Annotated in this window: 20 protein-coding genes; 18 read left to right on the top strand and 2 right to left on the bottom strand. The window is 40.1% G+C overall.

Features of this window, described 5'->3' with window-relative positions; all coding sequences use genetic code 11:
• Positions 1-23 precede the first annotated feature (23 nt).
• The 17 genes from BLS24_RS08790 to BLS24_RS08720 all read left to right on the top strand — a co-directional run bounded on the left by BLS24_RS08790 (position 24) and on the right by BLS24_RS08720 (position 12,208).
• A complete protein-coding gene (locus BLS24_RS08790) occupies positions 24-1,202 on the top strand; it encodes an iron-containing alcohol dehydrogenase (protein ID WP_091758185.1) in 1,179 nt (392 codons plus the stop codon).
• Positions 1,203-1,324: 122 nt separating this feature from the next.
• On the top strand, positions 1,325-2,251 hold the full coding sequence (locus BLS24_RS08785; RefSeq protein WP_091758183.1) for an aldo/keto reductase: 927 nt from the start codon (positions 1,325-1,327) through the stop codon (positions 2,249-2,251).
• Between the two features lie 25 nt (positions 2,252-2,276).
• The gene (locus BLS24_RS08780; protein WP_091758181.1) at positions 2,277-3,452 is read left to right on the top strand and encodes an iron-containing alcohol dehydrogenase; all 1,176 of its coding nucleotides are present in this window, start codon (positions 2,277-2,279) and stop codon (positions 3,450-3,452) included.
• 218 nt (positions 3,453-3,670) lie between these two features.
• Entirely contained in the window at positions 3,671-4,828 is a 1,158-nt protein-coding gene (locus BLS24_RS08775; RefSeq protein WP_091758179.1) for a tyrosine-type recombinase/integrase, read from the top strand.
• Between the two features lie 182 nt (positions 4,829-5,010).
• Complete coding sequence (locus BLS24_RS08770) at positions 5,011-6,051, top strand: XRE family transcriptional regulator (protein ID WP_091758177.1); 1,041 nt, start codon at positions 5,011-5,013, stop codon at positions 6,049-6,051.
• 2 nt (positions 6,052-6,053) lie between these two features.
• The gene (locus BLS24_RS08765) at positions 6,054-6,548 is read left to right on the top strand and encodes a PIN domain-containing protein (protein ID WP_091758175.1); all 495 of its coding nucleotides are present in this window, start codon (positions 6,054-6,056) and stop codon (positions 6,546-6,548) included.
• A 204-nt stretch (positions 6,549-6,752) separates the two neighbouring features.
• Positions 6,753-7,475, top strand: coding sequence for a DUF4417 domain-containing protein (locus BLS24_RS08760; protein ID WP_091758174.1), 723 nt, complete (start codon positions 6,753-6,755; stop codon positions 7,473-7,475).
• Complete coding sequence (locus BLS24_RS08755; RefSeq protein ID WP_013282123.1) at positions 7,465-7,866, top strand: hypothetical protein; 402 nt, start codon at positions 7,465-7,467, stop codon at positions 7,864-7,866. The genes BLS24_RS08760 and BLS24_RS08755 overlap by 11 nt, the downstream gene beginning before the upstream one ends.
• Entirely contained in the window at positions 7,863-8,207 is a 345-nt protein-coding gene (locus tag BLS24_RS08750) for a hypothetical protein (RefSeq protein ID WP_013282122.1), read from the top strand. Before BLS24_RS08755 ends, BLS24_RS08750 begins: the two co-directional genes overlap by 4 nt.
• Before the next feature lie 228 nt (positions 8,208-8,435).
• A complete protein-coding gene (locus BLS24_RS15275) occupies positions 8,436-8,594 on the top strand; it encodes a hypothetical protein (RefSeq protein WP_176764388.1) in 159 nt (52 codons plus the stop codon).
• 53 nt (positions 8,595-8,647) lie between these two features.
• On the top strand, positions 8,648-8,818 hold the full coding sequence (locus BLS24_RS15270) for a hypothetical protein (RefSeq protein WP_176764387.1): 171 nt from the start codon (positions 8,648-8,650) through the stop codon (positions 8,816-8,818).
• A 148-nt stretch (positions 8,819-8,966) separates the two neighbouring features.
• Positions 8,967-9,518, top strand: coding sequence for an ECF transporter S component (locus tag BLS24_RS08745; RefSeq protein WP_091758172.1), 552 nt, complete (start codon positions 8,967-8,969; stop codon positions 9,516-9,518).
• Between the two features lie 3 nt (positions 9,519-9,521).
• Positions 9,522-10,118, top strand: coding sequence for a class I SAM-dependent methyltransferase (locus tag BLS24_RS08740; RefSeq protein WP_091758170.1), 597 nt, complete (start codon positions 9,522-9,524; stop codon positions 10,116-10,118).
• Positions 10,119-10,267: 149 nt separating this feature from the next.
• Positions 10,268-10,543, top strand: coding sequence for a hypothetical protein (locus BLS24_RS08735; RefSeq protein WP_091758168.1), 276 nt, complete (start codon positions 10,268-10,270; stop codon positions 10,541-10,543).
• Between the two features lie 463 nt (positions 10,544-11,006).
• Positions 11,007-11,504: a hypothetical protein gene (locus tag BLS24_RS08730; protein ID WP_091758166.1), complete on the top strand. Its 498-nt coding sequence runs from the start codon at positions 11,007-11,009 to the stop codon at positions 11,502-11,504.
• Positions 11,505-11,603: 99 nt separating this feature from the next.
• On the top strand, positions 11,604-11,861 hold the full coding sequence (locus tag BLS24_RS08725) for a type II toxin-antitoxin system HicA family toxin (protein ID WP_091758164.1): 258 nt from the start codon (positions 11,604-11,606) through the stop codon (positions 11,859-11,861).
• Positions 11,861-12,208, top strand: a complete 348-nt coding sequence (locus BLS24_RS08720; RefSeq protein WP_091758162.1) for a type II toxin-antitoxin system HicB family antitoxin — start codon at positions 11,861-11,863, stop codon at positions 12,206-12,208. Before BLS24_RS08725 ends, BLS24_RS08720 begins: the two co-directional genes overlap by 1 nt.
• Before the next feature lie 106 nt (positions 12,209-12,314).
• Here the strand turns inward: BLS24_RS08720 and BLS24_RS08715 are convergent, their stop codons facing one another.
• Both BLS24_RS08715 and BLS24_RS08710 read right to left on the bottom strand, forming a co-directional pair.
• Entirely contained in the window at positions 12,315-12,947 is a 633-nt protein-coding gene (locus tag BLS24_RS08715) for a DUF998 domain-containing protein (RefSeq protein ID WP_176764386.1), read from the bottom strand.
• Between the two features lie 2 nt (positions 12,948-12,949).
• Positions 12,950-13,558, bottom strand: a complete 609-nt coding sequence (locus BLS24_RS08710) for a TetR/AcrR family transcriptional regulator (protein ID WP_091758157.1) — start codon at positions 13,556-13,558, stop codon at positions 12,950-12,952.
• Positions 13,559-13,719: 161 nt separating this feature from the next.
• Here BLS24_RS08710 and BLS24_RS08705 point away from each other — a divergent pair, with 161 nt between their 5' ends.
• Positions 13,720-14,814, top strand: coding sequence for an FIST N-terminal domain-containing protein (locus tag BLS24_RS08705; RefSeq protein ID WP_176764385.1), 1,095 nt, complete (start codon positions 13,720-13,722; stop codon positions 14,812-14,814).
• Positions 14,815-14,830: the final 16 nt, after the last annotated feature.

Here is a 14,830-nt window from a genome sequence, read left to right as displayed (position 1 = left end):
AGTTTTTTAAGGAGGGATTCGATATGTTTGATTTTAACTACTATACACCTACAAAAGTGGTATTTGGCAAAGAAACAGAGAGTAAGGTCGCAGACCTTATTAAAGAATTTGGCGGAAAGAAGATTCTGATCCACTATGGCGGCGGAAGTGTTGTGCGCTCGGGGCTATTAAAGCGGGTGACAGACTGCCTTGATGCTGCAGGAATAAACTATGTTACACTTGGCGGTGCTGTTCCAAATCCTCATCTGGGGCTTGTTTACGAAGGAATAGAGCTGTGTAAAAAAGAAAACGTGGATTTCCTTCTTGCTGTAGGTGGCGGAAGTGCAATAGATTCAGCGAAAGCCATCGGATATGGAGTTGCCAACGAAGGAGATGTTTGGGATTTCTATGATTATAAGCGCAAGGCTTCAGGGTGCCTCCCTCTGGGAGTCATTCTGACAATTGCAGCAACTGGCAGTGAGATGAGCGATTCATCCGTTATTACTAAGGAAGAAGGGCTTGTAAAACGCGGGTACAGCAGTGACTTTGCCCGCCCGAAGTTCGCGATTATGAATCCAGAACTGACCATGACACTTCCTGATTATCAGACAGCATGTGGATGTACAGATATCATGATGCATACCATGGAAAGATATTTTACAAACGGCGGGAACATGGAGATCACTGATTCTCTTGCAGAAGGACTTCTGCGGACAGTAAAAAAGAATGCGCTGATACTCTGTAAGAATCCTCAGAACTATGATGCAAGGGCAGAGGTTATGTGGGCAGGAAGCCTTGCCCATAACGGACTTACCGGATGCGGCAATGATGGCGGTGACTGGATGACCCATAAACTGGAGCATGAGCTTGGCGGCCTCTATGATGTTGCGCATGGAGCAGGACTCGCTGCAATCTGGGGAAGCTGGGCAAGATATGTCTACAAAGACTGCCTGCCAAGATTTAAGAAGTTTGCCATTAACGTTATGAATGTGGAAGCTTCAGGCTCCGATGAAGAGATTGCGCTTCGTGGTATAGAGGCAATGGAAGAGTTCTACAGAAGCATCAACATGCCTACTAATCTCCGTGAACTTGGAATTGATCCAACTGATGAAGAGCTTGCGCTTATGGCGAAGAAGTGTGCAGTAGGAGTTGGTGGTGAAATGGGCTCCGCTAAGGTGCTTAATGAAGATGCTATGCTTGCGATATATCGTGCGAGTATGTAATAAATCAGGCAAAGAAAAATGGTACAGGACAATTAACGTATGTACAAGTGGAGTGACAACTCAGATGAAACAGCGGAAAACCAAACATTTACCGGAAATGGATTAGAAAGGAGCAAAAAGTAATGCAGACAATAAACATAGCAAACGGACCCCAAAGCGCATCAAGACTTATTCTCGGATGTATGCGAATGCCTGCCCTCAGCACAGAGGCTGCGGCAAAAATGATTGAAACAGCAGTATCACTTGGAATCAATTACTTTGATCATGCGACCTGTTATGGTGATGGCGAAGCGGAGACCAGATTTGGCGATGCCATTGCACTTACGGATGTAAAAAGGGAAGACCTGATCATCCAGTCAAAGTGCGGATTAAGGTTTGACAAGCAGATATTTGACTGGAGAAAGTCAAATATCATCGAGAGCGTGGACGGGATTCTTCAGAGGCTAAAGATGGAGTATATAGATGTGCTCCTTCTTCACAGACCGGATCTTCTCTACGATCCTGAGCAGATAGCGGAGGCTTTTGATGAGCTTGAAGCCGCAGGCAAGGTAAGGCACTTCGGTGTAAGTAACACTATGCCAATGCAGATAGAGCTTTTAAAGAAATATGTGAAACAGCCACTAAAGATCAATCAGCTCCAGCTCTCTCTAGAGCAGTCACAGCTCATTGATCAGGATCTCTACATGAATAATAAGACCACGGATATGTCTGTTATGCGAGATGGCGGGGCACTTGATTACTGCCGCCTGAACGACATTACTATACAGGCATGGTCTCCTTTGCAGCATGGCATGTTCAAGGGGATGTTTATTGATAACCCGGAGTTTCCTGAGATGAACAAGGTCATGGGAGAACTGGCAGAGCAGTACGGTGTTACAAAGGCTGCAATTGCCATTGCATGGATACTCCGACATCCTGCGAAAATGCAGGTAATAGCAGGAACCATGAATCCGATGCATTTATCTGAAATGGCAGAGGCGGACAAGATTGAACTTACACATGAAGAGTGGTACAGACTGTACCTTTCTTCCGGAAAATTCTTACCTTAATGTTTGCTAAAGGAGGGCATAAACCATGGAAAACTTTAACTTTTACTCACCAACATTTTTTGCATTTGGAAAAGACAGAGAGAATGAAGCAGGTTCTTTTGTTAAGAGATTTGGCGGAAGCAAGGTTCTGATCCACTATGGTGGAGGAAGTGTTGTAAAGTCTGGACTTCTTGACAGGGTAAAGGCTTCCCTTGATAAAGAGGGCATCCCTTATGTACTTCTTGGCGGCGTAAAGCCTAATCCCAGGAGCGGCCTTGTTTATGAGGGAATAGAGCTTTGCAAAAAAGAAAACATTGATTTCGTCCTGGCTGTTGGTGGCGGAAGCGTAATAGATTCCTCCAAGGCAATTGCCGCAGGAACAGTATATGACGGCGATTTCTGGGATTTCTACATGGGAAAGAGGATAGAAGAAGCTCTTCCTGTTGGAACAATCCTCACTATTGCAGCAGCCGGAAGCGAAGGAAGTCCAGATTCCGTAATAACCAAGGAAGAGGGCATGTTCAAGAGAGGTGCCAGCGGAGATGCAATAAGACCTAAGTTCAGTATCCTTAATCCTGCCCTGACACAGACCCTTCCACCTTACCAGACAGCAGCCGGGATTACAGATATTCTTGCTCATCTCCATGAGAGATATTTGACCAATTCAAAAGAAGTAGAGGTTACGGACAGGCTTATTGAAGGTCTGATGCTTACAATGATCCATGAGGGACCGAGAGTAATTGCGAATCCGGATAACTATGATGCTAGAGCAAACATCATGTGGGCAGGGATGATGGCTCACAATAATTCCTGCGGCGTAGGTAGAAGCCAGGACTGGAACAGCCACAATATCGAGCATGAACTTTCAGCATTGTATGACTGTGCCCATGGCGCAGGCCTTGCAGTAACAATGCCTGCTGTATTCAAGTATGTCTATAAGCATGATGTGATGAGATTCGCAAAGCTTGCAGTCCGTGTATGGGGGTGTCAGATGGATTTCGACAATCCTGAAGCAACAGCACTTGCAGGTATTGCAGCACTTGAGAACTTCCTTAAAGGTATCGGTATGCCTTTAAGCTTTGCTGAGCTTGGGGCTAAAGAGGAGGATATCCCTGCTCTCGTAAAGGCACTCTGTTATGGCGACGGCAGAACAGGAAGCATTTCAGGATTTGTTACCCTTGATGAAAATGACTGCACAAAGATATATCAGATGATGGTCTGAGCATTGCCATCTGATAGTGACAGCTGGAGGGAAAGATGAGACTTGGAACTTCTTCACCACTTGAAGTCACAGAAGCTGTAAACCTAGTAAATAAGTGCTTTTGATTTTATAGAATAGACCAAATCGTATGCTTTTTTAGATATATGCGTATGCTTTTCGTATAGATTTGCGATCAGCATTCGTATGTCAAAAAAGTATACGAAGGAGGTCTATTTTTTATGTCCAAAAAGATGGTCAGAAAGGCAACAAAATGCCCGGGAGTCTACAAAAATTGTGAGACGGGAAAGTATGATGTTAAGCACTGTTTTACGGAGGTGGATCCTTACACCAATAAGAAGGTCCATCGTCAAAAATGGGTGTACGGTATAAAAACGTATACCGAAGCCAAAGAGCAGAAGGCTAAGATTGATGGGAAAGGCTTTAGACATGCTAAGGAGGGATGCTCTCTTTTAACAGCAATGGAACTGTGGAATGAAAAGGCTGAGGCTAGTAAGTACAGCGTTATTACTATCAGGAATACCTCGCAGCAGTTCAAGATGATATGTAAATTTTGGGCGCCGGATTTGTTGATTGATAACATAACGGAGGAGCAGTACCTTAAGTTAATTGCAGCCTGCAGGGAATATGGCTATTCTGAAGATACTCTTTATAACATCAACTCTTGTCTTAGGAAGATAATCCATCTGGCGTATAAGAATCGTTATATTGCTGAGAATCCAACTTTATTTTGGGATAATCCACGTATTGATCCTGGGGTTAAAAGAAATGTCATTTCCAGAGTGGATTTTGAAAAGCTGGATAAGTTCTTTTTTCAAAATGATTTCTATAGATTGGGAGTGAGTAACTATCCTAAGTACCAATTTCTTGTTAATTTGTTGTATTACAGCGGAATCAGGATTGGAGAAGCGATAGCCTTGAACTATAGTGACTTTTACGAGTGTATATTGAAGAACAGGAGATATATGCGTGTCAACATCACAAAATCTTACAACTCTTCCTACAAGCTATTAAAAGGAGTTAAGAATGGGAAAAGCCGTAAAATCCCGCTTCCGGATAAGGTGTGTATTCTATATAAAAAAATACTTGAGGAGCACTTGAGAAATGGGGGGACAATGGATGCGAGAATAATCACCTGGGATCACAGTGCTTGCCGAATGATGCTTGAGAAAGCCTGCAAATCGGTAGGGATTCGTAATTATTGTTGCCATGATTTCAGACATACTTATATTAGCAATTTGATTAGAAGGGGTGTACCGCTTCCAATCATAGAATCTGCCAGCGGGGATACTCAGGCAACTATACTTAAACATTACTCTCACATGTTTGTAGGTGATGAGCAGATGCTGCTTGATGTGTTGGAAGATGATGATATGTGAAGATATCTTTCTGGCCTCTGTAAATGTAGCAAAGCAGCACGAATCATCAAATGTAATACAATTTCATAGAATACCATTAGGAGTGGCTTGAAGGCTGCTCCTTTTTGTTTAGAACACATATGCTGTTTACATTTGGAAAAAAAAATGATAAAATAAACACATAAAGGAAGGTGGTAGATTATATGTTTGAGAAAAATCTTAAATATTATCGTTTGAAAAAGAACATGAGTATGAAAGATTTGGCAGATGCTGTTGGCGTAACATCTATGGCTATCTCAAACTACGAATCAGGCAAGAGACAGCCAGAGATAGAGATTATCAACAAGATGGCTGAAGTACTTGGAATAAAGGTTGTTGATTTTCTTGCTTCACGCAATTCGCATTTGGAAATTAAACATTGTGAGTTTAGAAAGCATTCAACACTTACAAAAACACAGCAGGAGTTCATAAGGGAGTCAGTTGAAGAATACTTTAGCAGATTTTTTGATGCTTTGGATTGTCTATGTGGAGATCCTCTGCCTACTCCACCAGAATGCTATACACTAGAGTTGTCTGGTTCTTATCAGCATGATGCTTTGAATTTACGAGAGCATCTAGGCCTTCCAAAAGAAGGACCTATCGATGAATTAATAGGTATTCTTGAAAACAAAGGAATTATAGTATTCGAGTTGGATATAGACGATGACCATTTTTCCGGAATGAATGGATTCGTTAATGGATATCCATTCATTGTTATCAACAAGAATATGAATCCCGAGCGTAAAAGGACAACTATTATCCATGAGCTGGCACATCTTATGTTTATCTGGGATGAAAGCAAAGAGAAGGAAAACGAGCTTCTAGCAACACAGATAGCAGGAGCATTTTTAATAACTGATGCAGATTTGTTTCGAGAACTTGGGTTAAAAAAAACCAGACTTACAAGAGATATGATTTTGGTCTGCGAGGAATATGGCATTTCAATGTATCTTTTAGTCAAGCGTGCAGCCCAAGTAAAGATAATGTCAAATTCTTTGGAAAAAGAGTTTTATATTAAAGCAAATAAAGCACATTGGAATAAGCATGAGCCTCAGCGTGTTAAGAAACTTGAAGAACCATTACTTTTCAAGCAGCTTGTCTATAGAGCTGTAAATGAAGAAGGAGTCAGCATACAGCGTGGAGCAGAGCTTTTGCAGATGCCATATAGTGATGTAGAAAAATATTGTGGCCTTATGGAGGTATAGACTTGAAGTACATTAGTAGTGATACCAACATTTGGTTGGATTTTGAAACTATATCACGTACAGACTTGCCATTCCTTTTGCCTTGTACTTACGTCATGTATAAGGAAGCTCTTGAGGAAGAAGTTGTTTCACCGCCAGATTTACTGGAGGATTTGAGAAAGAAAGGACTTGAGGCAGTAGAGCTTACTACAGAAGAATTCTTTTATGCAGCTGAATGTGTAGCAAAATATGTAAAGATATCCAAATATGATAGCACTGCATTGGCTATTGCCAAGCACCGAGGAATACCATTGTTGACTGGAGATAATGCCCTTAGAAAGGCGGCCATCAAAGAAGGGGTTGAAGTAATCGGTACAATTGGAATTTTGGATAGGTTATATGAAGGAAATTATATAAATTCGACAGAGTACAAGTATTGTCTCGAACAATTATTGGAACACGCGGAGAGACGTCTTCCTACGGAAGAGATGAAGAAGAGACTTGAAACTCTGAAATAAAAGAGGAGGTGGTTACGTTGAATGTTTGTAAACAAAGAAAAAACGTATAGTTGAATGTTGGAAGCAGACAACTATACGTTCTCTCATAAGGACATGCTAAGCATTATCCTACTTGTCATTAGATTATCTTAGCATATCCTTTCTGAGAGCGCAATCGAATTTGGAACTGAAGATTGATTGCCATAGTGCAGAAAGGAGATTTTTATGCCGGTTTATAAGAATAAAGACTACGTAAAAATCATGAGACCACTACCGGATTATGTGGCCAGGGATATCTATGATATTCCGTTTATCGAGGTCGATGATATTGATGTCTCAAATCTCAATAATGGCAAGTGGCTGGTGAATGTTAAGAATTGCTCGAAAAACGATAAGCATCAGAGCGAGAAGATAGTCCATAATTTCTGTTATGATGACGTGCTTATGCGTGATTACAACAATCCGTTCAGATTCTTGGAAAAGGTTGGTCCATATTACGCTGCTAGTTCATCTGACTTTAGTATGGACAGCAAAATGGGATTTAAAGAAATCTTGGATGCTACATACAATAACAGATGGATGGGAGCATTTCTTCAGACGCATGGGAAGAAGGTAATTCCAACAGTTGGATGGGTAGGCGCTAAGTACTATGATATTACTTTTGCAGGGCTAAGAGATGGAGGAGTATTTATTATTTCCACTATTGGTGCTAATAATGATATCAGTTACGCTGGATTTATTGAAGGATATCATGAACTTCGAAGAAGATTTCCAAATACGCAGCTTATTTGTGTAGGAGATTTTATTGAAGGTATGGACTCGGATATTTGCTACATTCCATATGAAGATAGTTTTGGTTCTTGGGATAGAAAGCAGGATTGGTGGCAGCCTAAGTTGTTTAACTGGGATATGTCTTATGCGATGGGAGGTGTAGCTGATGTCATCTAGAGGAGCTGTGATTCAAAATGGGCATGTGACCACAGATGAGTATGTGGATGTGCCTTCAAAGCAGGTTTATGATGCAAAAGTTTTGGTGGGAAGCTCAACGAAATATCATGGTCTTCCAGATTACGCTCATAGCCCTAACAGTAAATATATAAAAGAAAATCCGGATGGAAGCTTTCGTGAAATGAGAGTATATGGTTCTGATGGAAAGCCTTTGATTGAAATAGGTTATCATCCTGAGCAGAAACTGACAGGTAATCGTCACACCTACGTTTTGCACTATCATACTTTCAAGTCAAATCTGGAGCGCATAATGGGTGGTAGAATATCAGAAACTGAAAACAGCGATATCTACAATGAATACAAGAAGTATTTGAGGAGGTATGGATTATGATCAATGGTAATTTGGAGCAATTCTTAGATACAGGCTGGTTTTCAGAAGCAACACTTTTCTACAATGGTTTTATTTATTGGTTTGAGGCTCAAACGGAGCATGATGAAATCACATTTTTTGTAGATAAGTGGGAAGCCCAAAATGAAGATAATAAATATTACCATTCAATAATGAATGAGGATGACACCTTGTCATGGGAAAGGGTATTAGAGTTAAGGGGCTCTGATCTTGAGTTGATAAAACGAGATTTCCTTACTTCTAATATTTTTGATGGAAAGACATTTTGGGATGTTGAAAGTAAGCTAGCATGGCTTGATGAGGGAACACCAATTAAAAAGTAAATATTATCGAAAGGGATAGTATGATTGATACGATTTGAGGAACAGTCTTAATGCTGTTCCTTTTTCTTTTGACAAAAAGGTATTATTACATCCCTGCAAGAGGTGCAATCCGTAGGGTACTGCAACTAATACTTCGATGCCTAATATAGCATCGGAGTATTTTTTTTCATATAATTAGTTGATAGTACATGAAGACTTCTTGATTGATTTGATATTGGAGGAAAAACAATGATCAAGATATACGGAATGCCTACATGTCCATATTGCGATTACATTATTGAAGATGGCACTGTAACTCTTGATCCTGCGGTTGTAGGCCTAATTGAGTATGGATCACCCGATGCCTGCTCCATAGAAGACCACAAAAGCGGAAGAAAAGGCTGCTAAGGCTTAGAAAAGCTCTTTTCCAAAAGACTCTTAATATAAAGGGCATTGAGAGCGTGATCATTCATAAGTCAAACAGTACCAGGGATAACAGATACAGCATCATGATCGAGATGAATCTGTCTCCTGAGGGACTTGAGAACTTTGACGTGTCTGAGGTCCATAAGGAGTGGAAGGCTACTTATGGCGATAGGCTTGAGAGTAAGGCGATATTTGATTGTGATTGAGGTAAAGTTGTAAAAGGGATGAAAAATATAACTTCCAGCATAATGTACTAAGGAGGATTTTATAACCCCCCCATTGGGCTTGTGGCTGCTTTTTGGTGTTGTTATCATGATAGAAGTTTTGAAAAAAGAAACCAGGGGGTTAAGAAAAATGAAACAACAAAACTTAGTAAAAAATATGGTAACAACTGCGATGTGTATTGCGTTGTGTGTGGTACTGCCGATGGCATTTCACATGATTCCGAATGCCGGATCAGTGATCAGCCCTATGCATATTCCGGTACTTATCTGCGGATTGGTATGCGGATGGCAGTATGGTCTTGTTTGCGGACTTGTCGGACCACTTCTTTCATCGATTCTTACAGGAATGCCGCCAATGGCTATTTTACCTGCAATGATGGTTGAACTGGCTGTTTATGGCATCTGTACTGGTCTTATGATAAAACTTGTCAACACAGGAAAGCTTTATGCGGATCTTTATATAAGCCTAGTTGTAGCCATGCTAGCAGGCAGGGTTATCGGTGGTTTGTCCCGCGCTCTCATTTTTGCAAGAGGTGAGTATTCAATAAAGGTATGGGCTACAAGCTACTTTGTAACAAGCCTTCCGGGAATTATCATTCAGCTTATATTCATTCCTACAATAGTATTTGCTCTGTATAAAGCAGGATTAGCAACAAATAGTACAGTAAAAAAGGCTGCATAACATATGGATATTGTCAGTAAAGAACAGGTAATTGAATTTTTTGACGGACTGGCTGAAAAATGGGATGACTTTGCAAACAATGATGAATCTGTTACGCGTGATATCATCAGAAATCTAGGTCAGCTTGAAGGGAAAAAGGTGCTGGATATTGCCTGTGGAACAGGTTTCATGATTCCGTATTATCTTGAAGCCGGTGCAAAAAAAGTGACCGGAGTAGACATTTCAGCTCAAATGCTGGAAAAGGCCAGGCAAAAGTTCAGAAATCATTCCGAGGTTGTTTTTATTAACGGAGATGCGGAGCAGTTTAAGTTTGACGAAAAGTACGACGTATGCGTTATATATAATGCATTTCCTCATTTTCCGTCTCCGGAAGTTCTTTTGCATAATCTGTCAACAGCTTTGGCAGATAACGGGAGTATTTGCATTGCTCATGGAGCCAGCAGAGAGGTTATAGATGGCTGCCACGCAGATGGAGCCTGCCACGTGTCACGGGGACTTCCTTCAGATCAGGAATTTCACGAGCTGCTTGAGAAAGAATTTGTCATTAAGAAATTCATCTCAGATGAAAGGATGATAGAACTGATAGGGATAAAAAAGTGACCTTCAAATACTTTAAATACCTTATGTTAATATTACATTACACGGCTATGGAGAATCTGTAGCCGTTTTTTCGAAGAATGTTTCGAAGAATTTGTTGAAGAAATGACCTAGATTATATATGTTAATAGTAAGAAACGGAGGTGATTTATATGCCAACAATTGCACCAATTTCTGAATTGCGTAATTATGGTCAGGTTCTGGATAAGGTAGAAGCAGGTAAGCCCGTTTATCTTACTAAGAATGGTCGTGGAGAATATAGCATACATAGAATTGAAGATGATGAAATCTTCGACAAGGCTAGGGCTATGGTCAAACTCATCAGTGAATTCAATGCCGGATTTGCTTCCGGAGAAGAGGAAGGTTGGATCAGTGACGATGAGGTCGCTGAGCATTTTAAAAATAGGCGTAGGCTGGTGAAAGGCTGAAATGGATTACGAAATAGTTTACTCACCGATTGCTCTGGCAGATAAGTATATAGCTGATTTAAGAGAAAAACTAAAAAAGTCAGTAAGCGCTCTAAAACCGGTGAGCACCTGTATTATGAAGATATCTTTACCGGAATTTATTATGTGACTCACAAGAAGTACAGCGCATCTTATAGGATCAGAGCTGATCGCATTGAAGTAGGAAGAGTCCTGTACAACAGGAGTGCGTACATTAGTCTGTTATAAAGGCCATGAGTGAAGAATGATGAAGCAATCTGCTTTTTCTTTTTTGAGTGTGTTATATTTACAATGACAGTAAAGGGATTGCTTAGTGCAATCCCTATTATTTTGAAAATTAGTTAGCACTGGCTAACAAATGGAGTTATAATGTCGATATATATGGTTAGAAGTGGAAGAAAAGGAATGTATGACCGCATAAAAGAGTGATTTCGGAGGAACAAATATGTTATTGACCATATTTTTAGCAGTTGTGATATGTGCAGCAGTCGCACTTATGATGTTTGCAGGAGTTGCATTTATTCAGGATACAAAGATGTTTTCGTCTGCACCAAAAGAGTTTAGGGAAGTATTAAAGCCAAGGGACAAGGAGCTATTTTATGGAGCTAGGGCTATAGGATGGACGCTAATGCTCTTTAGTGGAGTAATGATAATAGGCGCATTAGTCATTTCTGCTTGGGACGGCTTTAAATGTGAATATTCATTTTGGCAATTCTTTTTGCGTTTTGCAGTGATCTTCACAATATACAAACTCTTTGACATGATATGCTTTGATTACTTTCTGCTGTTAAAGTTTCACTTCTTTCAGTTTTACTTTCCGGAAATTGAAAGTATAAGCCGGGGCAGAAAGTATGGATTCAATATAAAGAGTCAGCTTATTAAACTTTTGATTATTTTTCCAGCAATCTCTGCTTTGGCTGCCTGGATATGTACACTGTTTTAATAATTGACTTAGGTGGTGACAATTATTGTTTAATTAAATTGACTAACGATATAATAAATGCTATAGTGTAACTAGAAAATAGTTGCAAAAGGAGCTGCAGTGCCAAAGAAATCTAAACTATTAGAAAAACTATTGTCAAAGCCAGCACCAACAAGCTTTACAATTCGTGAACTTGATGCCTTGATGAAACAGTGTGGATGTGAAAAATTTGAAGGTGGAAGAGGATCTGGAATAGGGTATTATCATATTGAAACCAAGCGGATTCTCCAATTTGATGGACCTCACCCTGGAAATGAACTCTATAGGTATCATGTGAAGATGGTCATAGCTTTTTTGAAGGAAGTAGGTGAGATATAATGATTAGTTCTTTGATGGAATACAATGGATATCATGCAAAAGTAGAATTTGACCAAGAAGATCAGATTTTTATCGGCCATGTTCTGGGCATTAATGATTCTTTGAACTTTCATGGAGAATCAGTTAAGGAGCTAACACAGTCCTTTCATGATTGCATAGACAATTATCTTGATTACTGTAAAAAAGTTGGGAAAGATCCGGAACGAGAGTTTAAAGGTTCGTTTAATGTTCGTATAAAACCTGAACAGCATAAAAAAATAGCTTTATACGCTGCAAATGAAGGGATTACAATAAACCAGTTTGTATCAAGAGCTATTGATGATGAATTAGATATTCTTGAGGGATAAAGAATTAATAAAAGCTGATAAATGATCATGAAAGTTGCTACAGAGATGTAGCAACTTTTTTGCTGTGCACATACGATAATCCATCATGTATACTATTGTATAGGAATTAAGACTTTGAGTCCATGAACAAATATGCTCCTAGTACTGCATTGAACCCCACTGCAGCAAAAACACTGAATCGCTCAACAATTCCAAAGTAATCCGGAGAGACAGCGCTCTTACCGATTGCACCGACAAACATCATAGTAAGTGCGATCGATGCCCAAATACCAATTCCCTTCATGCCATTCTTTTTAAATCCTGCTACGATCAGTATGGTCAGTGATGAGATGGAAAGCAGCACGACAGCTATCGTAATAACAATATGCATTTTTTCCTGAAAAGTAGATATTTCTTTTCCGCTGTCAGTAAGTGGAAACATCCTGTATCCAATCGCCGAGATCCAGTTCATAATGGCAAAAAGATAAATACCCAGCCGAAACAGTTTTGTACTGACTTTTTTATCTGATACAAAGATAGAAACACACATCATGCATACCGGACTGCATACATTATATGCTGCTGCTAATTGGTTCCACAGAAGCCGAGAGGGTGCCGTTTCAGCAGAAAGATCGCTTACTGCCTGTGCCATCCAGTTATACCCTGGATAAGCCAAAGGAGCAAAGATAACAGCTAAAGCGTAGCTTATTAATGATATAACACCGGTTAGTCCGGACAGGTTGATCAAATTTTTTTTCATCTTCATGCCTCCATTTGCTTACAGAACCACTGTATATACTCTATTATTTCCTTTGGCAGTTCTGCTGCCATATGCACATCACTTTGTCCTGCTGTGATCAAATCCATCTGTCTGTCAACGAGAGAATGGACTGTCATGGCGTAGGAAAGTGCTGCTGTGTCTACATTCTCATTCTTCATCTTCCCATGTACTACCAGGCCATAGAAGAGATTCTTGGTAAGGGAGATCATCCGGTCGGTCTCATCCAGCATGATCTGAGCCGCTACAGGTGAAATGCTCCGCTCGGAATAAAGAACCTTGAAGAACTTCATCATGTTCTCATCTGAAAGAAAGCTAAAGTAAGTAGAAATGCTATCTATCAGTATCTGTGCGAGGCTCTTATCTTCCGGGAACGCGTCAGCCTGGGATGTAGTACTGGAACCCAATTTTGCCTTTTCCCTAAGAAACGTATACATACTTTTTACAAGTTCTTCTTTGGACTTGAAATGATTGTATAGCGACGGTTTTCTGATTCCGACTTTATCTGCAATCTGAGATAGCGATACGGATTTCAGCCCATATTCAGATGCAAGCTCTAAAGTAGCATAGATTATTTCTTCTCTTCTATTCATTATTTTGTCTCACTTTCGTATGGTAGTTATTATACTACCGACTGTTAGTTTGTCAATAGAATATGGGGGTTATAAAAATTTAATAAGCCAAAAAGCATACGGAATAACGATAATATGCTACTATAAATTGTGTAGGTATCATGTACGAAGGAGGTGCACAAGTGCAAGTCATAGTAGGTAAATCATCAAATTCTAATGCTGAACTGGCTGTAAAAGAGGCAACATCCGGAATAACATCTGCAGCAGGCATGTTTTTCCAATGCCCATTCGATATGTTAGAGGAAGTATCATCCTTACTTTCTGAAAAGTATCCGAATGTCCCTTTGATCGGAACTGGCGGAACATCCTATATTGGATCAGAAGCTACAGATAAAGTCCTGGTAATAGTGGCTTTTGAATCAGGGGCAACTACGAAGGCTGGTGTTTTACGTTATCTTTCTTCATCGCCTCTCTTTGATATTATGAATCTTGAAAAGGCACTTAGTGATGTAAGGCCAGGGCAGCAGGATACCGTATGTCTTGAATTTTGCACAAATGATGAAGAGCGACTGGTTACTTCTATGAATGTAGCTCTCGAGAAGTCGAATGTTCCTATAGTTGGAGGAACTGTTTTTGGTACTCCATCAGGAAAAGTAAGTAAAGTATGCGTAAATGGTGTGCTTTATGAAGATGCATGTGCGTGGATAGTTGTAAAGAATAACACAGGCAAGATCAGGACATATTCGGAAAATATCTACGAAGTTCCTGAGAATGCCAAGACTCATGTGGCTACCAAGGTCAATGCCCAGAAGCGAGAGCTGGTAGCTCTGGATAACAGGCCTGCAGCTGATGTTTATGCAAGTGAGCTGGGCATCTCTAAGAGCAATATCGTTGGAAACGTATTTAAGAATCCTCTAGGAAGAATTGTGGGGGATGACACCTATATCATCTCTCAGTATGAGGTAAGTAGTGACGGAGGTCTTATAAATTACAAAAAAGTCTGTGAGAATGATACCATCTGTATTCTAGAGCTTCAGGATTACAGAGCTATCAATGAGAGCACAAGAGATAAGATAAAATCTGAAAACGGTAGGATCTCCTTTATTTATTCCGTTAACTGTATATATAGGCATCTGTTTTTCAATAATGAGAAATACCTGGGCACTTTCCTAAGTGATATGGCAAGAGTTGGCAATCATGTAGGCATTGTAGGAGGCGGCGAGCAGTACAAAAAGCAGCACGTCAATCAGACAATGGTATGTGCAGTGTTTGAATGAAAAATGGAGGGATAAT

The organism is Butyrivibrio sp. INlla18, assembly GCF_900103635.1.
Taxonomy (GTDB): Bacteria; Bacillota; Clostridia; order Lachnospirales; family Lachnospiraceae; genus Butyrivibrio.
This window is presented reverse-complemented; position numbering and strand designations above follow the sequence as displayed.

Bases quoted from the DNA above. Each gene is read 5' to 3' on its own strand.
- BLS24_RS08740 (WP_091758170.1), top strand. From the start codon at position 9,522: ATGGATATTGTCAGTAAAGAACAGGTAATTGAATTTTTTGACGGACTG.
- BLS24_RS08790 (WP_091758185.1), top strand. From the start codon at position 24: ATGTTTGATTTTAACTACTATACACCTACAAAAGTGGTATTTGGCAAA.
- BLS24_RS08785 (WP_091758183.1), top strand. From the start codon at position 1,325: ATGCAGACAATAAACATAGCAAACGGACCCCAAAGCGCATCAAGACTT.
- BLS24_RS08715 (WP_176764386.1), bottom strand. From the start codon at position 12,947: ATGAAAAAAAATTTGATCAACCTGTCCGGACTAACCGGTGTTATATCA.
- BLS24_RS08775 (WP_091758179.1), top strand. From the start codon at position 3,671: ATGTCCAAAAAGATGGTCAGAAAGGCAACAAAATGCCCGGGAGTCTAC.
- BLS24_RS08730 (WP_091758166.1), top strand. From the start codon at position 11,007: ATGTTATTGACCATATTTTTAGCAGTTGTGATATGTGCAGCAGTCGCA.
- BLS24_RS08770 (WP_091758177.1), top strand. From the start codon at position 5,011: ATGTTTGAGAAAAATCTTAAATATTATCGTTTGAAAAAGAACATGAGT.
- BLS24_RS08760 (WP_091758174.1), top strand. From the start codon at position 6,753: ATGCCGGTTTATAAGAATAAAGACTACGTAAAAATCATGAGACCACTA.
- BLS24_RS08710 (WP_091758157.1), bottom strand. From the start codon at position 13,558: ATGAATAGAAGAGAAGAAATAATCTATGCTACTTTAGAGCTTGCATCT.
- BLS24_RS08755 (WP_013282123.1), top strand. From the start codon at position 7,465: ATGTCATCTAGAGGAGCTGTGATTCAAAATGGGCATGTGACCACAGAT.
- BLS24_RS15275 (WP_176764388.1), top strand. From the start codon at position 8,436: ATGATCAAGATATACGGAATGCCTACATGTCCATATTGCGATTACATT.
- BLS24_RS08745 (WP_091758172.1), top strand. From the start codon at position 8,967: ATGAAACAACAAAACTTAGTAAAAAATATGGTAACAACTGCGATGTGT.
- BLS24_RS08720 (WP_091758162.1), top strand. From the start codon at position 11,861: ATGATTAGTTCTTTGATGGAATACAATGGATATCATGCAAAAGTAGAA.
- BLS24_RS08780 (WP_091758181.1), top strand. From the start codon at position 2,277: ATGGAAAACTTTAACTTTTACTCACCAACATTTTTTGCATTTGGAAAA.
- BLS24_RS08735 (WP_091758168.1), top strand. From the start codon at position 10,268: ATGCCAACAATTGCACCAATTTCTGAATTGCGTAATTATGGTCAGGTT.
- BLS24_RS08750 (WP_013282122.1), top strand. From the start codon at position 7,863: ATGATCAATGGTAATTTGGAGCAATTCTTAGATACAGGCTGGTTTTCA.